Source organism: Janibacter alkaliphilus, from assembly GCF_013408565.1.
Classification (GTDB): domain Bacteria; phylum Actinomycetota; class Actinomycetes; order Actinomycetales; family Dermatophilaceae; genus Janibacter; species Janibacter alkaliphilus.
In genome coordinates, this window is the sequence record NZ_JACBZX010000001.1 from 3,135,871 (window position 1) to 3,156,767 (window position 20,897).

The following is a 20,897-nucleotide window of genomic DNA, read 5'->3' on the forward strand; positions in this document are numbered from 1 at the left end:
GGCTCTATCCGTCCGCCCGACGGTCTTACCCTCAGGTCGAGGGTCAGCCTCGATCCCTCGTTCAGGAGCGCAGCAGACCGTCCAGCCGCCGCGCGGCGCCCCAGGCGCCGAGGCCGCCCAGCGCGGTGAGCACCGCCACGTGCACCAGCAGCCCCGGACCGACCTCGCCGAGGACGAGCGCCCGCTCCAGCGCCACCCCGTGGTAGAGCGGGCTGAGCTGGACCACCGGCTGCAGCCAGCCCGGGTAGGTGCTCAGCGGGAAGAAGGTCGCCGAGAGCATGAAGAGCGGCTGGACGACGAGGAAGATGAGATCGAAGTCGGTCCACGAGCGCAGGTAGGTCGTGGCGAACATCCCCATCCCGGAGAAGGCCAGCCCGGTGAAGACCGCTGCCGGCACGCACAGCAGAGACCACGGCGAGGCCAGCGGGTCGATGATCCCGGCGAGCACCGCCACGAGGTAGAAGGCGAGCGCATAGGTGCCGCCGCGCACCAGCGACCAGGCCACCTCGCCGACGGCGATGTCCCGCGGACGCAGCGGGGTGGCCAGCATGGAGTCGTAGATCCGCGCGTAGCGCAGCTTGAAGAAGACCCCGAAGGTAGAGTCCATCACCGCCCCGTTCATCGCCGAGACCGCCAGCAGCGCGGGCGCGACGAAGAGGGCGTAGTCCACCTGCCGCCCCGAGTCGGTGGTCACCAGCGGCACCAGCGCGCCCACCCCGAGGCCGATCGAGAAGAGGTAGAAGACCGGCTCGGCGAAGCCGGAGACGAAGATCGGCCACTGCCGCCGGAAGGTGGTGACGTTGCGGGCGAGCACGCTGCGCCACAACCACAGCCCGGGGCTGAGCGCGGCGCCGACCGGGGGCCTGGTCCGGGCTGGCGCGCTCATCCGACCAGCCTCGCGGACAGCCCGGTGCGGGCCAGGAGCGCACCGAGCGCGATCGCCACGAGCAGCACCACCAGGTGCAGCAGGCTCATCAGGTCCGGCGCCCCCGCTGCCACGGCCCGGGAGAGCTCGACCCCGTGCCAGAGCGGGGTGCACCCGGCGAGCGCCTGCAGCACCACCGGCAGCGAGCCCACCGGGAAGAAGACGCCGGAGAAGAGCATCAGCGGGGTGACCACGAGCCGGAAGACGAGGTTGAAGACGGCGTCGGTGCGGGCGCGGGCGGCGATCCCGATGAAGGGCGCCGCGAAGGCCAGGCAGGTCAGCACCCCGACCGGGACGCACAGCAGCGCCCACCACGAGGTCACCGCCCCCAGCAGCGCCGCCACGAGCAGGTAGGCCAGCCCGCCGGCGGCGGTCTGCGCGGCGATGACGAGCAGGTGCCCGGCCAGCAGGTCGCCCACGGACAGCGGGGTGGCGACCATCGCGTGGTACATCCGGTTCCACACGAACATGCCGTAGACCGGCCAGAGCGACTCGTTGGTGGCATCGAGCATCCCTTGCACGGCGAACATCGCCGGCGCCACGAAGAGCAGATAGCTCGTGCCGCCGACCCCGCCGGAGCTCTCGTCGACCAGCGAGCCCAGCCCGAGGCCGAGGGCGAGCAGGAAGAGCACCGGTCCGCCGACCCGGCTGATCACCGAGCCGACCCAGGCACGCCGCCAGACCGCGGCGAAGTAGCCGGCGACCGCGCCGACCCGCACGAGTCGCGGGGGCACGACGTGCGCGACCGCGGCCGTCGACCGGTCGACCGCGGCGGTGCGGCCCGGGGTGCTGGCGTCGGCCATCAGTCGACCAGGGTGCGCCCGGTCAGGCGCAGGAAGACGTCCTCGAGGCTGCTGCGCCGGACCAGGGCGGAGACCGGCTGCAGCCCGCGCGCGGTGGCGCTCTCCAGCGCGGCGTCACCGTGGTCGGCGTAGACGAGCAGCCGGTCCGGCAGCGCCTCGACCCGCTCGCCGATCCCGCCGACCTGCCCGACCGCCTCGGCGTGGTCGTCGACGGCCAGCCGCAGCTCGAGCACCTCCCGGGTCGAGTAGCGCTCGATGAGCGCCCGCGGCGAGCCCTCGGCGACGATCTCGCCACGATCCATGACGACGAGCCGGTCGCACAGCTGCTCCGCCTCGTCCATGTAGTGCGTGGTGAGGATGAGCGTGACCCCGCGCCGCTTGAGCCGGAAGAGCCGGTCCCACAGCACGTGCCGCGCCTGCGGGTCCAGCCCGGTGGTGGGCTCGTCGAGCAGCAGCGCCTCGGGCTCGTTGATCAGCGCCCGGGCGATGGTCAGCCGGCGCTTCATCCCGCCGGAGAGCGGCTCCACCCGGTCGTGCCGCCGCTCGGTGAGCTGGGCGAAGTCGAGCAGCTCGTCGGTGCGGGTCCGGATCACCGCCCGGGGCAGCCCGAAGAAGCGGCCGTAGACGTGCAGGTTCTCCTCGACGGTCAGCTCGGCGTCGAGGTTGTCCTGCTGCGGGCAGGAGCCGAGCCGGGCCCGCACCGCCGGACCGTCGGCGACCGGGTCGAGGCCGAAGATCCGCAGCTCGCCGGAGGTCGGCGGCGAGGTCGCGGCGACCATCTTCATCGTCGAGGACTTGCCGGCCCCGTTCGGCCCGAGGAAGCCGAAGGACTCCCCCGGCGCGACCTCGACGTCGATCCCGCGGACCGCGGTGAGCTCGCCGAAGGACTTGGTCAGCCCGCGGGCGCGCAGCACGGGCTGGTCGCTGGTCACGAGGAGGGAGGCTACCGAGGATCCCGGCCGGCCGGTTCAGTCGCCGATCGAGTCGATGACCCGGCGCGGCACGTCCACCGGCGCGACGTCGCGGCCGAGCCGGCGCTCGGGCGGGATCTGCAGGTCTTCGCACAGGGCCTCCCAGACCGTGCGCGGGTCGACCCCGTCCTCGAGGGCCTGGATGACCGTGCGGTCACGCAGGGCGTGCACCGCGTGACCGCGGGCGAGGGTGTGGGCATACCCCTCGCCGAGCTCGTCCTCCATGAGGCGCCAGAAGTGACTCATCCGCACACCCCCAGGGTAGGCACGGCCCCGAGCGACCGCGGCGGCAGGCCGCGCGGGCATACTGCCGCCATGACCGACAGCGCAGGTGCCCGGTGGCGGATGCCGGCCGAGTGGACCCCGCACGAGCGCACCTGGATGGCCTGGCCGAGCAGCGGCTACACCCTCGGTGACGACCCGGCCGAGGCCGACCTGGCCCGGCGCACCTGGGCGGCCGTCGCCCGGGCGGTGGCCGCCTTCGAGCCGGTGACCGTGGTGGTCGAGGGACACGACCTGCACACCGCCCGCGAGCACCTGGGCACCGACACCGCGCACCCGGTGGACCTCGTCATCGCCGACCTCGACGACGCCTGGATGCGCGACATCGGCCCCTCCTTCGTCCTCTCCGAGCGCGGCACCCTGGGCGCGGTGGACTGGATCTTCAACGGCTGGGGCGGGCAGTCCTGGGCGTCCTGGGGCAAGGACTCCCGGGTCGCCGCGCTGGTCGCCGACGCCGCCGGGGCGCAACGGATCGCCTCGCCGATCGTCAACGAGGGCGGCGGCATCCACGTCGACGGCGAGGGCACCGTGCTGCTCACCGAGACCGTGCAGCTGGACCCCGGGCGCAACCCCGAGGCGACGAAGGGGGACATCGAGACCGAGCTGGCCCGCACCCTCGGGGTCTCCACGGCGATCTGGCTGCCGCGCGGGCTGACCCGTGACTACGACGAGTACGGCACCCGCGGGCACGTCGACATCGTCGCCTGCTTCGTCGCGCCGGGGCGGGTGCTGCTGCACTGGCAGGAGGACGAAGGGCACCCCGACCACGCGGTCAGCCGCGAGGCCGAGCAGGTGCTGCGGGCGGCCCGCGACGCCGCCGGTCGCGAGCTGGAGATCGTGCGGGTGCCGGCACCGGCCACCACCCACGACGAGCAGGGGCCGGTGGACTGGTCCTACATCAACCACCTCGTGTGCAACGGCGGCGTCGTCGCCTGCACCTTCGAGGACCCCCACGACGAGCGGGCGCTGGCGGTGCTGCGCGAGGCCTACCCCGGGCGCGAGGTGGTCGGGGTGGATGCCCGGCCGCTCTTCGACCGTGGTGGCGGCGTGCACTGCATCACCCAGCAGCAGCCGGCCACCCGCGGCTGAGCCGACGGAACCTCGGCGCAGGCTGCCCACGGCGCAGCCCGGTTGAGCGCGGCCCGACCTCAGCGCAGACCGACCTCCACGGCGTCCTCCGGCGCCGCGAGCAGCACCGAGTCCAGCAGCCCCGGGAACCTCTCGTCGAGGTCGTCCCGCCGCAGCCTGACGTAGCACCGGGTGCCCTCGTCCCGGGTGCGGGTGATCCCCGCGCTGCGCAGGGTCTTCATGTGGTGGCTCAGCGTGGACTTCGAGACCGGCGCGTCCAGCTCGCCCCACTGCCGCTCGGCCCCGTCGGAGAGCAGCGCGACGATCCCGAGACGCAGCGGGTCGGAGAGGGCGGAGAGCACCCGCGGGAGGGAGATCTCCTCGACCTCGGGATGCTCGGCGTGCCGCATCACCCCATGCTACGTTGTTCGATGTTCGTCGCACATCAAACAAAGGAGCGTCCGTGCAGTCGCAGACCCGGTCCCGGCTCTGGCTCGGTGTCCTCTTCGTCGCCACCCTCGCGCTCGGGACAGACGAGTTCGTCATCGCCGGCGTGCTCCCGGAGGTCGCCGCGGACCTGCGGGTGAGCACCGGGGCGGCCGGCCAGCTGGTCACCGCCTTCGCCCTGTCCTTCGCGGTGGGCACGCCGTTGCTCGCCGTCTGGCTCGACCGGTGCCCGCGCCGCCCGGTGCTCGCGCTCGGACTGGCCGCCTTCGTGCTGGTCAACCTCGGCTGCGCCCTGGCCCCGGACCTCACCTCGCTGCTCGTCCTGCGGGCCCTGGCCGGCCTCTCGGCGGGGGTGGTCTCGACCAGCGCCTTCGCCATCGCCGCCGACGCGGCGCCGCCCGGGCGCCAGGGGCGCTACCTCGCCGTGGTCACGGCCGGGCTGACGGTGGCCCTCTTCACCGGCGTACCCGTCGGTGCCTGGCTGGCCGAGCTCGTCGACTGGCGGGCCACCTTCGTCCTCATCGGCGCTGTCGCGACGCTGGCGGCCGTGGTCGCGGTGAGCACCCTCCCGCCGCTGCCCGGGGCACCCGTCACGACGCTGGCCGCCCGGCTGACCCCGCTGCGGCGGCCGGCGCTCGCCCGGCTCGTCGCCGCGATCACCCTCTGCGGCACCGGGGGGCTGATGTTCTACACGTATCTCGGGCCGGTCAGCGCCCTGTCCGTCGGCAGCGACCAGGCCCTGCCGCTGCTGCTGCTCCTTGTCGGGCTCGTCGGCGTCGTCGCCGCCGTCGGGAGCGGACGACTGACCGACTCCCTGGGTCCGCGCCGCGCCCGGCTGCTCATCATCGGCGGCCATGCGGCCCTGCTGCTGGCGATCGCCGCCGTGGCCGCCGGCGGTGGGCCCGGGTGGGTCTTCGTCGTGCTCGTCGGGCTGTGGTCGCTGGCCGCATGGGCGCTGAGCCCGCCGATGCAGGCCAGCGCCCTGGCCGCCGCCCCGGAGACCCCGATGACCGCGGTCTCGTTGATCATCTCGGGCCTGTACCTCGGCACTGCCGGGGCGGGCGCCCTCGGTGGGCTCGTCGTCGACCGGCTGGGTGCCGAGGCCGTCCCGCTGGTCGGTGCTGCGGCGCTGCTCGGCGCGCTGGTCCTGGCCTGGGAGGCGCCGTCGGCCCTCGCGCGCTGCCGCGCACCCGAGCAGGCGGTCGGCGCGCGCGACTGAGAGGATCGGGCCCCGTGGAGGCGATCTGGGAGGGTCAGGGCGAGCTGCGCTGGTCGATGGAGCAGCTGGCCGACGACGCGCTCGACGCGGCCGGCATCGAGCTCGACCCGCGCGGCTACCTCGTCGCGCTCCCCCGCCGCGGCGACGGCAGCGTGCTGCTGGAACCCGCAGACGCGCCCGTCGACCTCACGATGCCCGGCGAGCCCCTCGGATCCGGTGAGCCCGACGACCCCGGAGCGCCCGACCCACGGGCCGGCGCGCTCGCTGCAGCAGCCGAGCCGGCCAGCACTGACGACCTGACGCCACGCCTGGAGACCGCCCTGACCGACGAGGACCGAGCCCTCGTCGTCGGCACCGGCCGCATCGTGGGCGAGCACCTCGTGGTGCCGGTCCTGGCGCTCGCCCGCGACCCGTGGGAGCAGCTGCCGCGCTTCACCCGCGACCACGTCGGCGGCGAACGGGTCCCGACCTGCTACCCGGAGGCGGTGGTCCGCGAGGTGCTGCGCGCCGCCTCCCGCGAGCTCGACCGCAGCAGCCCGGCGGCGCTCGCCGGCGTCGACCCCGGGACGATCCTGAGGCGGGCCGCCGACCGCTTCGTCGACGGCGCCCTGGCCCGGACCGGCCAGGCGCACGCCCAGGGCTGCCGGGACGCCCTCGACGAGGTCAGCGTGCGCACCTACGAGGGACGCTCCGGGCTGGGCACGCTGGTGCTCGCGCGGCGGGAGCACCCTGCGGTGGTCGAGGAGGTCACCTTCGACCAGCCGGTGCCGATGAGCATCCCGCGCTCGCTGCGCAAGGCCCTGGAGATGGCCGGCGGCGACCTGGCCCTGATCAGCGACGGGCGCGAGGTGCACGGCCTGGGGTCGGTGCGCGACGAGGACGACCTGCCCCGGGAGGACGTCGTCGAGGCCCGGGTCGTCGGCACCGGGTCGTGGGAGCTGTGGCACGCCGACACCCCCTTCCTGCGGGTGGACAACGGCCGCCCCGGCCTGCCCCGGGAGCCGATCGACCCGACCACCTTCGCCGACGTCGTCGACCGGGTCTTCGCCGGATCGACGGAGGCCGACCCGGCGGCGCTGTGGTCGATGGCGCAGGCCTGCGCCCGCCAGGACCACGGGACGATCCTCGTGGTCCACCCTCAGGCCGCCACCGAGGGGCAGCGGCTGCTGCCGCAGGCCCACACGATCCGCCCGACCCGCCTGGGCGGACGGGCGCTGAGCACCCTCAGCGGCATCGACGGCGCGGTGCTCGTCGCGCCCGACGGCCGCTGCCACGCGGTCGGGGTCATCCTCGACGGGGTGGCCACCGGCACCGGCGACCCCTCCCGGGGCGCCCGGTACAACTCGGCCATCCGCTACCTGGCCGTGCCGGCCGTGGGGCGATGGTCATCATCGTCAGCGAGGACGGCTGGATCGACGTGCTGCCCACCCCCAAGCGACGGGTGCGTCGGGCCACCGTCGCGCAGGCGGTGCAGCGGCTCGTCGCGGCCGCCGACGACGGCACCTCGCACGAGCGCTTCGCCCGCCTCGACGCCGCTCTGGAACGGCTGGAGTTCTACCTCGACGCCGCCCAGTGCGAGGCGGTCAACGAGGCTCGCGAGCGCGTCGAGCAGCGTCGCTGGCAGGAGCACCGCACCCGCGACCGGGTGGTGCCGGTGCGGCCGCACCCGGCGATGGACGAGAGCTACTTCCTCGAGCCGGTCGGCTGAGAGCGCGCCGCTCCCGGCCCGGTGCGTGCACGGCCCCTGCGCCTCCTACTTGCATAGGCAAGTTGCATGGTTAAGACTGGGCGCATGGTCTCCCTCGCCCACCAGCTGCATCTGCTCGTCCGCCGGATGGACCACTACGCCGACGGGCTGCTGGCCGAGCACGGACTCACCTATCGCCGCTTCCTCACCCTGCTCATCGTCGACGAGCACCCCGGCGCCACCCAGCGGGCGGTCGCCGAGCGCACCGGCGCCAGCGAACCGGCCGCCAGCCGGCTGCTGCGCTCGCTCGCCGAGGACGGGCTGGTCGCCATGGGCCGCACCCCCGGCGGCGGCAACCGGCGGGCGCTGCAGCTGACCGGCGCCGGACGGGAGCGGCTCGCGGCCGCGTCGGCGGCCGTCGGTGGCTCCTTCGACGACCTCGTGTCCGCCCTCGGCATCGACGGTGCCGCCCTCTCCCGGGACGTCACCCGGCTGTCCGACGCGCTGCGGGAGGGCTGAGCCATGGAGCACCTCACCCCGCTGATCGCCGTGCACGCCACCATGGCGCTGGTCGCGCTGCCGCTGGGGGCCTACCAGCTCTTCGGCGGGACGAAGGGGTCACCGGCGCACCGCTTCGCCGGCCGGGTGTGGGTGGTGCTCATGCTGGCGGTCGCCCTGACGTCCTACGGCATCCGCGGGATCAACGGCGACAGCTTCAGCGGGCTGCACGTGCTCAGCACGGTCACCCTGGTCACGGTGACCCTCGGGCTGGTCAACGCCCGCCGCGGTCGGATCTCCGCCCACCGTCGCCACATGGCCGGCAGCTGGCTCGGCCTGGTGGGCGCCTTCGCCTTCGCCGCGGCCATCCCCGACCGGGTGGTGCCCCAGTTCGTCATGACCCGACCGCTGGGGGCGCTCGCCTTCGTCGTCGCGGTCGCCCTCACCACCGTCGCCGTCGTCGCCCTGGGCCACCGGCTCACCCCCTCCCCACCCCGACAGTCCTAGGAGAGTCGCCCAGGACCGAGCGCGCGGCCGGTCCGGCGCGACAGTCCTAGGACTGTCGGAGGTGCGTGGCAGGCTGGGCGACGACATGAGCGACACGAACCCTCCGGGCCCGCCCGGCGCCGCGGACTCCCCCGCCAGCAGCACCGACGTCCTGGAGCGCTTCTCCCCCGCGACCCGCGACTGGTTCCGCGGGAGCTTCGCCGAGCCCACCAGCGCCCAGCGCGGTGCCTGGCACGCGATCAGCTCCGGCCAGCACGCCCTCGTCGTCGCGCCCACCGGCTCGGGCAAGACGCTCTCCGCCTTCCTCTGGGCGCTGGACCGGCTCGCCTCCACGCCCCCGCCGCAGGAGGCCCTGGCCCGCTGCCGGGTGCTCTACGTCTCCCCGCTCAAGGCGCTGGCCGTCGACGTCGAGCGCAACCTGCGCTCCCCGCTGGTCGGCATCGGCCACGCCGCCGCCCGGCTCGGGCTCGACGCGCCCGAGGTGACCGTCGGGGTGCGCTCCGGGGACACCCCGGCCGCCGAGCGACGGGCCTTCGCCAAGACCCCCACCGACGTGCTCATCACCACCCCGGAGTCGCTCTTCCTCATGCTCACCTCCGGCGCCCGCGAGGCGCTGCAGGGGGTGGAGACGGTGATCATCGACGAGATCCACGCGATGGCCGGCACCAAGCGCGGCGCCCACCTCGCGCTCTCCCTCGAGCGCCTGGACGAGATGCTCCCGCAACCGGCGCAGCGGGTCGGCCTCTCGGCCACCGTGCGCCCGGTCGAGGAGGTGGCCCGCTTCCTCGCCGGCGGACGGCCGGTCGAGATCGTCCAGCCCACCTCGACGAAGCAGTGGCAGCTCGACGTCGTCGTCCCGGTCGCCGACCTCACCCAGCTCGGCGAGCCCACCGGCGACCTCACCGGACAGGCCGCCGGCGAGGAGCGGCGCGCCTCGATCTGGCCGCACGTCGAGGAGCGCGTCGTCGACCTCGTCGCCGCCCACCGCACCACCCTCGTCTTCGTCAACTCCCGGCGGATCGCCGAGCGGCTGACCGGCCGTCTCAACGAGCTGTGGGCCGAGCGCCAGGTCGAGACCTCGGGGGACGCTGACGGCGCCACCGACGAGCCTCGGCACGACGAAGGGGGCCCGTCGGACCGGACCGCGGGCGAAGGGGGCGCCCGCCCCCCGGCCGAGATGATGGCCCAGTCCGGTGCCTCGGCCGGGGCGCCGCCGGTGATCGCCCGGGCCCACCACGGCTCGGTGAGCAAGGAGCAGCGCGACCTCATCGAGGACGACCTCAAGGCCGGCCGGCTGCCCTGCGTGGTGGCCACCTCGAGCCTCGAGCTGGGCATCGACATGGGCGCGATCGACCTCGTCGTGCAGATCGAGTCGCCGCCGTCGGTGGCCTCCGGTCTGCAGCGCGTCGGCCGGGCCGGGCACCAGGTCGGCGCGGTCAGCCACGGGGTGGTCATGCCCAAGTTCCGCGGCGACCTCGTCCAGTCGGCGGTCGTCGTCGAGCGGATGCGGGCCGGGGACATCGAGGCCCTGCACGTGCCGACCAACCCGCTGGACGTGCTCGCCCAGCAGGTGGTGGCGATGTGCGCCCTGGACGACTGGCAGGTCCCCGACCTCGAGGCGCTGGTGCGCCGGGCCGCCCCCTTCGCCTCGCTGCCGAGCACCGTGCTGCACGCGACGCTGGACATGCTCGCCGGCCGGTACCCCTCGGACGAGTTCGCCGAGCTGCGGCCCCGGCTGACCTGGGACCGTGGCGCCGGCACCCTCAGCGGTCGTCGTGGCGCGCAGCGGCTGGCCGTCACCAGCGGCGGCACCATCCCCGACCGCGGGCTGTACGGGGTCTTCCTCGCCGGATCCGACGGCCCGGGCCGACGGGTCGGCGAGCTCGACGAGGAGATGGTCTACGAGTCCCGGGTCGGCGACACCTTCACCCTCGGCACGAGCACCTGGCGGATCCAGGACATCACCCACGACCAGGTGCTCGTCACCCCGGCGCCGGGCGAACCGGGTCGGCTGCCCTTCTGGCACGGCGACCAGATCGGCCGTCCCGCCGAGCTGGGCGCGGCGGTCGGCTCCTTCGTCCGCGAGGTCGGGGCGCTGGCACCCGGGCCCGCCCGGGAGCGGCTGACCGCGGCCGGGCTGGACCCGTGGGCCGCGGACAACCTGCTCGGCTACCTCGGCGAGCAGCGCGAGGCCACCGGCCACCTGCCGGACGACCGGACGATCGTCGTGGAGCGCTTCCGCGACGAGATCGGCGACTGGCGGGTGGCGCTGCACTCCCCCTTCGGCGCCCAGGTGCACGCCCCGTGGGCGCTGGCGATCTCGGCGCGGATGCGGGAGCGGCTCGGGGTCGACGTGCAGGCGATGCATGGCGACGACGGGATCGTGCTGCGCCTGCCCGACGTCGAGCTGGACGGCGGCGACGGCCCCGGCCAGGGCGCCCGTGCCGAGGAGATCCTCGACCTGATCACCCTCGACCCGAGCGATGTCGAGACGCTGGTGACCGAGGAGATCGGCGGCTCGGCGCTCTTCGCCGCCCGCTTCCGCGAGTGCGCCGCCCGGGCCCTGCTGCTGCCACGGCGCCGCCCGGACCGCCGCACCCCGCTGTGGCAGCAGCGCCAGCGGGCCGCCGCGCTGCTCGAGGTCGCCAGCGGGCACGCGCAGTTCCCGATCGTGCTGGAGACCGTCCGCGAGTGCCTGCAGGACGTCTTCGACGTCCCGGCGCTGACCGACCTCATGACGAAGGTGGCCGGCCGCGAGGTCTCCCTCGTGGACGTGGAGAGCCCGCGGCCCTCCCCCTTCGCCGCCTCGTTGATGTTCGGCTACGTCGCCCAGTTCCTCTACGAGGGCGACAGCCCGCTGGCCGAGCGCCGTGCGGCCGCGCTGACCCTGGACCCCACGCTGCTGGCCGACCTGCTCGGCCGCGGCGAGCAGCTGGCCCTGGCCGACCTGCTGGACCCGGACGCGGTGCGCCGCACCGAGGCCGAGCTGCAGCACCTGACGCCCGAGCGGGCCGCCCGGGACGGCGAGGACGTCCTCGACCTGCTGCGGGTCCTGGGCCCGCTGAGCCTGGCGGACCTGGACGCCCGCAGCACCGAGGCCCTCGACGTCCCCGCGCTGCAGGAGGCGCTGGAGCAGCTGCGCCGCACCCGCCAGGCCGTCCCGGTCCGCATCGCCGGGCAGGAACGGTGGGCCTGGATCGAGGACGCCGCCCGGCTGCGCGACGCGCTCGGGGTCTCGCTGCCGCCGGGGCTGCCCGAGTCGGTCCTCACCCCCACCGCGGACCCGCTCGGCGAGCTGGTCGCCCGCTACGCCCGCACGCACGTCCCCTTCGCGGCCGCGGACCTGGCCACCTGGTGGGGCATCGGGCGGGCGGTGGCCCAGGACGCGCTGCGCCGGCTGGTGCAGAGCGGCCGGGTGGTCGAGGGCGACCTGCTGCCCGAGGAGTGCGGCGGCAGCGGCGGCGAGCTGTGCGACGCGGAGGTGCTGCGGCTGCTGCGGCGCCGCTCGCTGGCCGCGCTGCGGCACGAGGTGGAGCCGGTGGACCCGCGCCAGTACGCGCGCTTCCTGCCGTCCTGGCAGGGGGTCGGGCGGCGGATGCGCGGTCGCGAGGGGGTGCTGCGGGTGGTCGAGCAGCTCTCCGGGGTCCGGCTGCCGGCCAGCGCCGTGGAGTCGCTGGTGCTGCCGGCCCGGATGGGCGAGCCGGCCGGGCCGCTGCTCGACGAGCTCACCGCCGCCGGGGAGATCCTGTGGTCGGGGCACGGCGCGATGGCCGGCGACGATCTGTGGGTCAGCCTGCACCTGGCCGAGACCGCGCCGCAGACGCTGCCGCTGCCCGACCGCGACGACCTCGACCCGGTCGAGGAGGCGCTGCTGGCGGCGCTGAGCGGCGGCGGGGCCCGCTTCTTCCGTGACCTCGCCGACGACGTCGCCCGTCGGTTCCTCGACGAGCAGAGCGAGGCCGTCGGCGACGACCGGCTCGTCGAGGCGCTGTGGTCGCTGGTGCACCGCGGCCTGGTCACCGGCGACACCCTGGCCCCGGTCCGAGCCAGCCTGGCCGGCGGACGCAGCAGCCACCGGACCAGCCGGCGCCCACCGAGCCGGGGACGGTACGGCTCGCGGCCCCGGCTGGGACGCAGCGGGCTGCCCGGCCGCAGCGGACCGCCCCGGGCCACCGGGCGCTGGTCGCTGCTGCCCGCCGCCGAGGACGACCCCACGGTGCGGGCGCACGCCGCCGCCGAGGGGCTCCTCGACCGGCACGGGGTGGTCACCCGCGGCGCGGTGGCCGCCGAGGATGTGCCCGGTGGCTTCGCGGCGGTGCACCGGGTGCTCGGTGCGGCCGAGGAGGCCGGGCAGGTGCGTCGCGGCTACTTCGTCGAGGGGCTCGGCGCCTCCCAGTTCGCTGCGGCCGGGGCGGTCGACCAGGTCCGCTCCAGCGGCGGCGCCGACGGGGCTGTCGTGCTCGCCGCGACCGACCCCGCCAACCCGTGGGGCGCGGCGCTGCGCTGGCCGGAGCGGGACGGCGGTCACCAGCCCGGGCGCAAGGCCGGGGCGCTGGTCGTCACGGTGGACGGCGCGCTGGTGCTCTATGTCGAGCGGGGCGGACGCACCCTGCTGACCTGGAGCGAGGACGAGGCGGTGCTCGCCCGCGCCGCCGGCGCCCTGGCCGAGGCGGTGCAGCGCGGTGCGCTGGGCCGGCTCACCGTGCAGAAGGCGGACGGGGCCGACGTCCTCGGGTCTGCCGAACCGCTCGCCCGGGCCCTGGAGGGCGCCGGCTTCCACGCCACCCCGCGCGGGCTGCGGCTGCGCCCCGGCGGGCGGGGCTGAGCCGTGCCCGAGGGCGACACCGTGTGGCGCACGGCGCAGCGGCTGGGCTCCGCGCTCGCCGGTGAGCGGCTCACCCTGGCCGAGATCCGGTGGGGCGAGGTCGACGAGGCGCCGCTGCGCGGGGCGGTGGTCCGCGAGGTCGTCCCGCGCGGCAAGCACCTGCTGCACCGGACGGACACCGGCTGGAGCCTGCACACCCACCTGCGGATGGAGGGCTCCTGGCGGGTGGAGCGCGCCGGATCACCGGCCGCTGCGCGGATGCTGCGCCGTCCCGCGGTGCGAGCGGCCCTGGGCACAGATCGCTGGACGACGATCGGTCTCGACCTCGGGGTCCTCGACCTCGTCCCCACCGAGGACGAGCACCGGCTCGTCGGCCACCTCGGCCCGGACATCCTCGGCCCGGACTGGGACCACGACGAGGCGCTGCGGCGGCTGCGCGAGACCCCGGGCACGACGATCGGCGAGGCCCTGCTCGACCAGCGCCACCTCGCCGGGATCGGCACCTTCTGGGCCAGCGAGGCGCTCTTCGCCGAACGGGTCCACCCGTGGCGAGCGGTGGGTGAGCTGACGCCGGACGAGCTGACGGCGCTCGTCGAGCGGGCCCGCACGCTCATGCTGCGCGGCAAGGAGCACGCGATGCAGTCCTCGACCGGCGTCCGTCGCCGGGGGGAGGAGTCCTACGTGCACGCCCGGTCTGGACGACCGTGCCGACGCTGCGGCAGCACGGTCCGGGTGGCGGCGTTGGGCGCGCCACCGCGCGAGCGGCCGTTCTTCTCCTGCCCGGGCTGCCAGGGAGGTCCCGCGCCGACCGACGACGGGAGACCGCAGGCGCCGCTGGGCGCGAAGCGCCGCTGAGAGCACAGCGCCTGAGAGCACGGCGCCGTTGAGAGAACAGGAGCCGAGGCTTCGCCGAGCCACAGGGGACGCGGCGGCGCCGGACGTCAGGCTGCGGGTGCGGCCACCTCGCGGGCGCTGGCCACCGGCAGCGTGACCGGGGCGCTGGCCTCCTCCGCGCGCCGGGCGCGGTCGGCCAGCTCGGTGAGCACCGAGGACAGCGGCAGGTCGAGGGCTGCGCAGACCGAGGCGAGCAGCTCCGAGCTCGCCTCCTTCTCGCCGCGCTCGATCTCGCTGAGGTAGCCCAGGGAGACCGAGGCCCCGGCGGAGACGTCGCGCAGGGTGCGTCCCTGTGACGCGCGGGCGTCGCGGAGCACGTCGCCGAGCTCCTCGCGCAGCAGCACCACGGTCCTCACCTCTCCTCGTCCGGGGTCTTTACCGTACCCCTCGGCGGCGACAACCGGGAGACCCCGTCGAGCGCCAGCCGCAGGGCGGCACCGGTACAACCCCGGCGGACCGCCTCCCGATTCCCGTGGAGCTGCAGCGGGACGGCCGTGGCCCACCCGTCCGCGGCGGCCGCCACCCAGGCGGTCCCGGCCGGGTGCCCTTCGGCCGCACCGGGACCGGCGACCCCGGTGGTGGCCACGGCGAGGTCGGCGCCCAGCCGGCGGCGCGCCCCGTCGGCCATCTGCCGGGCGACCTCCTCGTGCACGGTGCCCACCCGCGCCAGCAGCGCGGCGTCGACGCCGAGCAGCTCGTGCTTGACCGCCGGGGCGTAGGCGACCACGCCGCCGCGGAGGACGTCGGAGGCGCCGGGCACGTCGACGATGGTGGCGGCCACCAGGCCCCCGGTGAGCGACTCGGCCGTCGCCAGCGCCAGCCCCGCCCGGCGGCACCGCTCGACGAGCTCCGCCGCCGCAGCGGACGAGGGCACCTGAGCGGCACCCCCGCCAGACGAGATCGAGGGGTCAGCGGCCACCCTCGGCCTTCCGACGGCGCTTCATCTCGGCGCGCTCGCTGGTGCGTCGCAGCGAGAGCGCCTTGACCACGTAGTCGATGCCGGTGGCCAGGGTGACCACGACGGCGGCGGCCAGGACCAGCCAGCCGAGCACCTCCCACAGCTGGGCCAGCGGGAAGGTCCACAGCGGGAGCATGAGGATGGCCAGGGCCAGCGCCTGCAGGAAGGTCTTGATCTTGCCGCCGCGGCTGGCCGGCATGACCCCGTGCCGGATCACCCAGAAGCGCATCAGGGTGATCCCGGCCTCGCGGACGAGGACGACGACGGTCACCCACCAGGGGATGACCCCGATGACCGAGAGCCCGACGAAGCCGGTGCCGACGAGCGCCTTGTCGGCGATCGGGTCGGCGACCTTGCCGAAGGTGGTGACCAGCCCGCGGGCGCGCGCCAGGTCGCCGTCGATGCGGTCGGTGGCGATGGCCAGGGAGAAGACCGCCCAGGACCACCAGCGGGAGGCGGCGTCCTCGCCTCCGTGACGCATGAGCAGCCAGCCGAAGAGCGGGACGAGGGCGATCCGCAGCACGGTGAGGGCGTTGGGCAGGTTCCACGGGCTGGGCTCGGCGGCCTGCGCGGCGCCCGTCGCGCCGTTGCCGGTCGGCGCCTGGCTCACGGCCCGACCTCGGCGATCAGGTCGATGCCCTCGGTGGCGACGACCCGGGCGAGGACGGTGGCGCCCACCGGGGTGTCCTCGTCGCTGTCCAGCAGCCGGGTGGTGCCGTCCACGTCGGGGCCCTGGTGGGCTGCGCGACCGACGGCCTCGCCGGTGTCCTCGTCGTGCTCCTCGACGAGCACCTCGACGAGGGAGCCGATGCGCTCCTCGGCGCGCTGCGCGGTGAGCTCCTCGACGAGGCCCTGGACGCGTTCGACCCGGGCGGCGACGACCTCGGGGTCGAGCTTGTCGCCGAGCCGCTCCCCCTCGGTGCCATCCTCGTCGGAGTAGCCGAAGACGCCGACGACGTCGAGGCGGGCGCGGACGAGGAAGTCCTCGAGGACCTGCACGTCCTCCTCGGTCTCGCCGGGGAAGCCGACGATGACGTTGCTACGGATGCCCGCCTCGGGCTCGCGGCCGCGGATCTCCTCGATGAGCCCGAGGAAGGAGGCGGTGTCGCCGAAGCGGCGCATCCGGCGCAGCAGCGGCCCGGAGGCGTGCTGGAAGGAGATGTCGTACCAGGGCTGGACGGTCTCGGTGGCGGCCATCGCGGCGAGCAGCCCGGGCCGGATCTCGGCGGGCTGCAGGTAGGAGACCCGGACCCGCTCGATGCCCTCGACCGCGGCCAGCTCGGGCAGCAGGGCGGTGAGCAGGTCGAGGTCGCCGAGATCCTTGCCGTACGAGGTGGAGTTCTCGCTGACCAGGAAGAGCTCGCGGACCCCTTCGCCGGCCAGCCAGCGGGCCTCGTCGAGGACGTCGGTGGGACGTCGGGAGACGAAGGCGCCGCGGAAGGTGGGGATGGCGCAGAAGGCGCACCGCCGGTCGCAGCCGCTGGCGATCTTCAGCGGCGCCCACGGGCGGTCGTCCAGCCGGCGCCGGGTGGCGCCGCGGGCGTGCGCGGAGTCGCCGCCGGGCTGCCCGTGCCCGGGCACGGCGACCGTGCTGGCGTCGCGCTCGACCGGCGACAGCGGCAGCATCGTGCGCCGGTCGCCGGGGGTGTGCGCGGGCGGGGCGTGCCCGTCGAGCACGGCGCGAAGGTGGCTGGACATGTCGGCGTAGCTGTCGAAGCCGAGCACCGCGTCCGCCTCGGGCAGCTCCTCGGCGAGCTCGGCGCCGTAGCGCTCGGCGAGGCAGCCGACGGCCACCACCTTCTGGGTGCGGGCCTGGCCGCGCAGGTCCCCGGCCTCGAGGATGGCGTCGATGGAGTCCTTCTTCGCCTGCTCGATGAAGCCGCAGGTGTTGACCACGGCCACGTCGGCGTCGGCGGCGTCGTCGACGAGCGTCCAGCCCTCCCCCGCGAGCCGACCGGCGAGCTCCTCGGAGTCGACGTCGTTGCGGGTGCAGCCGAGGGTGACCACGGCGACGCTGCGGGCTTCAGGCATGAGCACCACTCTAGGTGGCGCGCGCGGGCGCTCTCCTCAGCGGCGCGCCTTGGCCACGGTGAGCGCGACCAGGCGGGAGATGACCATGGCGACGTACATGACGCCGGTGAGCTGCTCGACGATGGTGATCGCCCGGGCGTGCGGCTTGACCGCGCCGACGTCGGTCAGCCCGACTCCGGTGAGGTTGGCCCCGGAGAAGTACAGCAGCTCGAGGAAGGAGCGCCGCCCTTCCCCGTCGTAGCCGCTGAAGGAGCCCGGCCAGGCGCTCTGGATGCCGACGTAGAGGTAGGCGAAGCCGAACAGCAGCACGGTGAAGGCGGCGCCGACGGCGAAGAGCTCGTCGCTGGTCACCCAGTTGTCGGAGAAGACGTAGCTGACCAGCCCGTAGGCGACGTAGAAGTAGAAGACCGCCAGGGCGATGTGGCCGGTGACCCCGACGATGGTGTTGTCCGGGTCGATGACGCTCCAGGCCTCCATCGCCACGGCGGGCAGGCCGATGCCCAGGGCCAGCCAGCTGAGCGCGTCGGTGGAGCGGATGACCCCGGCTGCGGTGGTCACCGCGACGAAGCTGATGACGACGAAGGCGAGCCGCCCCCAGAACTGGCCCTCGAGGAAGGGCAGCATGAGCACGGCGAAGAGCTGGACGGCCAGCAGGATCGCCGACGGCTGCTTGCGGATGACCGCCATCCAGTAGGCGCGCCCGGACAGCGGCTGCTTGGGCGCGTACCACTCCTGCTGGGACATGACGACAGACTAGGTGGGCGGGCTCACCGGCCGGTGAGCTGCCACGCGTCCTCGTCCTCGTCGTCGTCGGCGGGGATGTCGGTGCCGATGGGGTCCTCGGCGTAGCGGTCCGGGGTCGCCGCCGCGGTCGTCTCGGCCTCGGCCGCGCCCGGCTCGGCGAAGGGCTCGTCGCCCTCGGCCGGACCGGTCTCGTCGCCTGCCTCGTCGGCACCGTCGGCGGATGCCGCGGCGGGCTCGTCGGCGTCGGGCACCTCCTCGCCGCGCATCCGGGCCAGCGTGGTCGGCAGGTCGTCGGGGGTGACCAGCACGTCGCGGGCCTTGGAGCCCTCCGAGGGGCCGACGACGCCGCGGGACTCCAGCAGGTCCATGAGCCGGCCGGCCTTGGCGAAGCCGACGCGCAGCTTGCGCTGCAGCATGGAGGTCGACCCGAACTGGGTGTTGACGACCAGCTCGGCCGCCTGCAGCAGCACGTCGAGGTCGTCGCCGATGTCCTCGTCGATCTGCTTCTTCGGGGCGTCCGGGACGACGTCCTCGCGGTAGCTCGGGGTGAGCTGGCCGGTGACGTGACCCACGACGTCGTGGATCTCGCTCTCGGCGACCCAGGCGCCCTGGACACGCATCGGCTTGGACTTGCCCATCGGCAGGAAGAGCGCGTCGCCCTGCCCGAGCAGCTTCTCCGCGCCGGGCTGGTCGAGGACGACCCGGCTGTCGGCGAGGCTGGAGGTGGCGAAGGCCATCCGGCTGGGCACGTTGGCCTTGATGAGGCCGGTGACGACGTCCACGGACGGGCGCTGGGTGGCCAGCACGAGGTGGATGCCGGCGGCCCGGGCGAGCTGGGTGATCCGGACGATCGAGTCCTCGACGTCGCGGGGGGCGACCATCATGAGGTCGGCGAGCTCGTCGACGATGACCAGCAGGTAGGGGTAGGGCTGGATGACCCGCTCGCTGCCCGGGATCGGCTGCACCTTCCCGGCCCGCACGGCCTTGTTGTAGTCGTCGATGTGCTTGTACCCGGAGGCGGCGAGGTCGTCGTAGCGCATGTCCATCTCGCGCACGACCCACTGCAGCGCCTCGGCCGCCTTCTTGGCGTTGGTGATGATCGGGGTGATGAGGTGCGGGATGCCCTCGTAGGCGGTCAGCTCGACGCGCTTGGGGTCGATGAGCACCATCCGCACCTCGTCCGGGGTGGACCGCATGAGGATCGAGGTGATCATCGAGTTGACGAAGGAGCTCTTGCCGGAGCCGGTGGCGCCGGCGACGAGGATGTGCGGCATCTTCGCCAGGTTGGCTATGACGTAGCCGCCCTCGACGTCCTTGCCGACACCCATGACCATCGGGTGCTCGTTGTGCCGGGCCACGTCGCTGCGCAGCACGTCGCCGAGGCAGACCATCTCCTTGTCGGCATTCGGGATCTCGATGCCGATGGCCGACTTGCCGGGGATCGGGCTGAGGATGCGCACGTCGGCCGAGGCCACCGCGTAGGCGATGTTCTTGCTCAGCGCGGTGACCCGCTCGACCTTGACGCCGGGGCCGAGCTCGACGACGTACCGGGTGACCGTGGGACCGCGGTGGAAGCCGGTGACCTGGGCGTCGATGCCGAACTCGTCGAGGACGGTGGTCAGCGACTCGACGACCTGGTCGTTGGCCGCGGAGCGCTCCTTGTGCGGCGCGCCCTGCTTGAGGTTGGTGCTGTCCGGGAGGGTGTAGGTGACGTCGCCGGCCAGCGCGAGCTGCTCGACGCGCTGCGGCAGCTGCGCGGTGGGCGGCGCCTGCAGGGTGGTCTTGTCCTCCCCCTTCGACCCGGCGGCAGGCTGCACGGCGTTGGGCATGGGGCGCTTCTCGCCGGGCCGGGGGCCGTCGGCGACCGGTGCCGGAACCTGGTCGGGCTCGGCGGTCTCCGGCACGGCCGTGCTCGCCGGGCGGGCCTTCTTGCGGCGCGGCTGCTCGGCCGGGGCCACCTCGGCGGCCTGCTCGTAGGCGGTGTCCCCGTCCCGCTCGCCGGAGGCGGCGTCGTCGTCGGGGCGGCGTCGGCGTGCCCGCCGGACGGCCTGCTGCGGGGCGTCCTCGACCGGCGGCGCGGCCTGCTGCGGGGGCTCGCCGGTGACCGCGGCCCGCAAGTAGGCGGCCCGGACCGGCACCTCGCGCAGCGGGGTGCCGGTGAGCACGAGCAGGCTGAAGAGGCCCAGCAGGACGAGCAGGATGACCGCGGGCCAGGTGGTCAGGCCGGTGACCAGCGGGTCGGAGGCGAGGAAGCCGACGATCCCGCCGGCCGAGCGCATGCCGCTGGCGCCGTCGGGCGGCTGGGGCAGGCCCTCGACGATGTGGGTGAGGCCACAGACGGAGAGGGCGAGCATGCCCAGGCCGAGGCCGACCCGTCCGCTGGCGACCGGGTCGGCGCCGCGCAGCAGCCGCCAGCCGAGGGCGACGAGTACCACCGGCAGGGCGTAGGCGACGAGGCCGAAGGTGCCGGCGGCGACGGCGTGCACGACGTCGCCGACGAGACCGTCCAGACCCCACCACTCGCGGGCGGCGACGACGACGGCGAGGCCCACGAGCAGCAGCCCCAGACCGTCGCGGCGGTGCTCGGGGTCGAGCTCGCTGGCGCTCTGGCCCACCTTGCGGACGCTGGCGCCAGCGGCGCCGGCCACCCCGTTCCAGGTGGCGGTCACGGCCTGGACCGGCAGCGGGAGGCCGCCGCCCTTCGCCGTCCTGGTGCGGGAGGTCGTGGGGCGGCTGGTGCCCTTGCCGGTGCTCTTGCGGGCCGAGCCCTTGGCAGAGGTGGTCTTGGCGGACGTCTTGCGGGCCGCGCCTGCGCTGCCCCCCGAGGTGCGCCCGCTCCCCTTGGCGCGACTGGTCGTCGCGGTAGGGCGGGTCGAGGTCGAGCGCGCCGGCCGCCCGGGTCCGCGGGAGGCGCCGTCGCGGGACCGGGTGGAGCTGCCGGTAGGTGTGGCCATGCTGGCAGGGTAGGCGATCGTCACCCTCTTCACACGTGTCCCACGCGCACCACCCCTCCCGTCACCCCTTTATCGGGTAACCCG

Annotated in this window: 19 protein-coding genes and 1 pseudogene; 8 read left to right on the forward strand and 12 right to left on the reverse strand. The window is 74.7% G+C overall.

From position 1 onward, the window contains the following. Positions 1-61: 61 nt before the first annotated feature. From BJY28_RS14860 to BJY28_RS14875, 4 genes are read right to left on the reverse strand one after another with little or no spacing between them, the layout of a single operon-like run. On the reverse strand, positions 62-886 hold the full coding sequence (locus BJY28_RS14860) for an ABC transporter permease (protein WP_179463683.1): 825 nt from the start codon (positions 884-886) through the stop codon (positions 62-64). Next, on the reverse strand, positions 883-1,728 hold the full coding sequence (locus BJY28_RS14865; protein WP_179463684.1) for an ABC transporter permease: 846 nt from the start codon (positions 1,726-1,728) through the stop codon (positions 883-885). Before BJY28_RS14865 ends, BJY28_RS14860 begins: the two co-directional genes overlap by 4 nt. Next, positions 1,728-2,660: an ATP-binding cassette domain-containing protein gene (locus BJY28_RS14870; protein ID WP_179463685.1), complete on the reverse strand. Its 933-nt coding sequence runs from the start codon at positions 2,658-2,660 to the stop codon at positions 1,728-1,730. Before BJY28_RS14870 ends, BJY28_RS14865 begins: the two co-directional genes overlap by 1 nt. 36 nt (positions 2,661-2,696) lie before the next feature. Further along, a complete protein-coding gene (locus BJY28_RS14875; RefSeq protein WP_218875393.1) occupies positions 2,697-2,945 on the reverse strand; it encodes a DUF3046 domain-containing protein in 249 nt (82 codons plus the stop codon). Positions 2,946-3,014: 69 nt separating this feature from the next. Between BJY28_RS14875 and BJY28_RS14880 the strand changes: the two genes are divergently transcribed. Next, positions 3,015-4,070 carry an agmatine deiminase family protein gene (locus BJY28_RS14880; protein WP_179463687.1) on the forward strand — a complete coding sequence of 352 codons (1,056 nt, stop codon included), beginning with the start codon at positions 3,015-3,017 and terminating at the stop codon, positions 4,068-4,070. A 59-nt stretch (positions 4,071-4,129) separates the two neighbouring features. On the opposite strand, the gene BJY28_RS14885 is transcribed toward BJY28_RS14880, so the two are convergent. After that, entirely contained in the window at positions 4,130-4,459 is a 330-nt protein-coding gene (locus BJY28_RS14885) for an ArsR/SmtB family transcription factor (protein ID WP_179463688.1), read from the reverse strand. Between the two features lie 53 nt (positions 4,460-4,512). Here BJY28_RS14885 and BJY28_RS14890 point away from each other — a divergent pair, with 53 nt between their 5' ends. Further along, positions 4,513-5,715: an MFS transporter gene (locus tag BJY28_RS14890; protein WP_179463689.1), complete on the forward strand. Its 1,203-nt coding sequence runs from the start codon at positions 4,513-4,515 to the stop codon at positions 5,713-5,715. Between the two features lie 56 nt (positions 5,716-5,771). Next, positions 5,772-6,605 (forward strand): annotated as a pseudogene (locus tag BJY28_RS16970) (hypothetical protein); the annotation flags it as partial. Between the two features lie 248 nt (positions 6,606-6,853). Here the strand turns inward: BJY28_RS16970 and BJY28_RS16500 are convergent. Further along, positions 6,854-7,003, reverse strand: a complete 150-nt coding sequence (locus tag BJY28_RS16500) for a hypothetical protein (protein WP_246313427.1) — start codon at positions 7,001-7,003, stop codon at positions 6,854-6,856. A gap of 93 nt (positions 7,004-7,096) precedes the next feature. Here BJY28_RS16500 and BJY28_RS16505 point away from each other — a divergent pair, with 93 nt between their 5' ends. The 5 genes from BJY28_RS16505 (at position 7,097) to BJY28_RS14915 (ending at position 14,087) form a co-directional block, all read left to right on the forward strand. Continuing rightward, on the forward strand, positions 7,097-7,423 hold the full coding sequence (locus BJY28_RS16505) for a hypothetical protein (protein ID WP_246313428.1): 327 nt from the start codon (positions 7,097-7,099) through the stop codon (positions 7,421-7,423). Positions 7,424-7,507: 84 nt separating this feature from the next. Further along, a complete protein-coding gene (locus tag BJY28_RS14900) occupies positions 7,508-7,921 on the forward strand; it encodes a MarR family winged helix-turn-helix transcriptional regulator (protein WP_179463690.1) in 414 nt (137 codons plus the stop codon). A 3-nt stretch (positions 7,922-7,924) separates the two neighbouring features. Next, positions 7,925-8,407: a DUF2306 domain-containing protein gene (locus BJY28_RS14905; protein ID WP_179463691.1), complete on the forward strand. Its 483-nt coding sequence runs from the start codon at positions 7,925-7,927 to the stop codon at positions 8,405-8,407. A gap of 85 nt (positions 8,408-8,492) precedes the next feature. Next, complete coding sequence (locus BJY28_RS14910; RefSeq protein WP_179463692.1) at positions 8,493-13,232, forward strand: ATP-dependent helicase; 4,740 nt, start codon at positions 8,493-8,495, stop codon at positions 13,230-13,232. 3 nt (positions 13,233-13,235) lie between these two features. Beyond that, positions 13,236-14,087, forward strand: a complete 852-nt coding sequence (locus BJY28_RS14915) for an Fpg/Nei family DNA glycosylase (protein WP_179463693.1) — start codon at positions 13,236-13,238, stop codon at positions 14,085-14,087. A gap of 86 nt (positions 14,088-14,173) precedes the next feature. On the opposite strand, the gene BJY28_RS14920 is transcribed toward BJY28_RS14915, so the two are convergent. From BJY28_RS14920 to BJY28_RS14945, 6 genes are read right to left on the reverse strand one after another with little or no spacing between them, the layout of a single operon-like run. Beyond that, the gene (locus BJY28_RS14920; RefSeq protein ID WP_179464215.1) at positions 14,174-14,473 is read right to left on the reverse strand and encodes a helix-turn-helix domain-containing protein; all 300 of its coding nucleotides are present in this window, start codon (positions 14,471-14,473) and stop codon (positions 14,174-14,176) included. A 5-nt stretch (positions 14,474-14,478) separates the two neighbouring features. Next, positions 14,479-15,000 (reverse strand): nicotinamide-nucleotide amidohydrolase family protein, encoded by a 522-nt coding sequence (locus tag BJY28_RS14925; RefSeq protein WP_179463694.1) that lies wholly within the window; start codon positions 14,998-15,000, stop codon positions 14,479-14,481. 34 nt (positions 15,001-15,034) lie between these two features. Next, entirely contained in the window at positions 15,035-15,694 is a 660-nt protein-coding gene (gene pgsA / locus BJY28_RS14930; protein WP_179463695.1) for a CDP-diacylglycerol--glycerol-3-phosphate 3-phosphatidyltransferase, read from the reverse strand. Then, the gene (rimO, locus tag BJY28_RS14935; protein WP_179463696.1) at positions 15,691-17,115 is read right to left on the reverse strand and encodes a 30S ribosomal protein S12 methylthiotransferase RimO; all 1,425 of its coding nucleotides are present in this window, start codon (positions 17,113-17,115) and stop codon (positions 15,691-15,693) included. The genes pgsA and rimO overlap by 4 nt, the downstream gene beginning before the upstream one ends. 36 nt (positions 17,116-17,151) lie before the next feature. Then, the gene (locus BJY28_RS14940) at positions 17,152-17,859 is read right to left on the reverse strand and encodes an ion channel (RefSeq protein WP_179463697.1); all 708 of its coding nucleotides are present in this window, start codon (positions 17,857-17,859) and stop codon (positions 17,152-17,154) included. A gap of 23 nt (positions 17,860-17,882) precedes the next feature. Next, the gene (locus BJY28_RS14945; RefSeq protein ID WP_179463698.1) at positions 17,883-20,813 is read right to left on the reverse strand and encodes an FtsK/SpoIIIE family DNA translocase; all 2,931 of its coding nucleotides are present in this window, start codon (positions 20,811-20,813) and stop codon (positions 17,883-17,885) included. Positions 20,814-20,897: the final 84 nt, after the last annotated feature.

Excerpts from the sequence above, each read along its gene's own strand:
- BJY28_RS14860 (WP_179463683.1), bottom strand. The coding sequence starts at position 886 with ATGAGCGCGCCAGCCCGGACCAGGCCCCCGGTCGGCGCCGCGCTCAGC.
- BJY28_RS14865 (WP_179463684.1), bottom strand. The coding sequence starts at position 1,728 with ATGGCCGACGCCAGCACCCCGGGCCGCACCGCCGCGGTCGACCGGTCG.
- BJY28_RS14875 (WP_218875393.1), bottom strand. The coding sequence starts at position 2,945 with ATGAGTCACTTCTGGCGCCTCATGGAGGACGAGCTCGGCGAGGGGTAT.
- BJY28_RS14880 (WP_179463687.1), top strand. The coding sequence starts at position 3,015 with ATGACCGACAGCGCAGGTGCCCGGTGGCGGATGCCGGCCGAGTGGACC.
- BJY28_RS14885 (WP_179463688.1), bottom strand. The coding sequence starts at position 4,459 with ATGCGGCACGCCGAGCATCCCGAGGTCGAGGAGATCTCCCTCCCGCGG.
- BJY28_RS16500 (WP_246313427.1), bottom strand. The coding sequence starts at position 7,003 with ATGACCCCGACCGCGTGGCAGCGGCCGTCGGGCGCGACGAGCACCGCG.
- BJY28_RS16505 (WP_246313428.1), top strand. The coding sequence starts at position 7,097 with ATGGTCATCATCGTCAGCGAGGACGGCTGGATCGACGTGCTGCCCACC.
- BJY28_RS14900 (WP_179463690.1), top strand. The coding sequence starts at position 7,508 with ATGGTCTCCCTCGCCCACCAGCTGCATCTGCTCGTCCGCCGGATGGAC.
- BJY28_RS14905 (WP_179463691.1), top strand. The coding sequence starts at position 7,925 with ATGGAGCACCTCACCCCGCTGATCGCCGTGCACGCCACCATGGCGCTG.
- BJY28_RS14910 (WP_179463692.1), top strand. The coding sequence starts at position 8,493 with ATGAGCGACACGAACCCTCCGGGCCCGCCCGGCGCCGCGGACTCCCCC.
- rimO (WP_179463696.1), bottom strand. The coding sequence starts at position 17,115 with ATGCCTGAAGCCCGCAGCGTCGCCGTGGTCACCCTCGGCTGCACCCGC.
- BJY28_RS14940 (WP_179463697.1), bottom strand. The coding sequence starts at position 17,859 with ATGTCCCAGCAGGAGTGGTACGCGCCCAAGCAGCCGCTGTCCGGGCGC.
- BJY28_RS14945 (WP_179463698.1), bottom strand. The coding sequence starts at position 20,813 with ATGGCCACACCTACCGGCAGCTCCACCCGGTCCCGCGACGGCGCCTCC.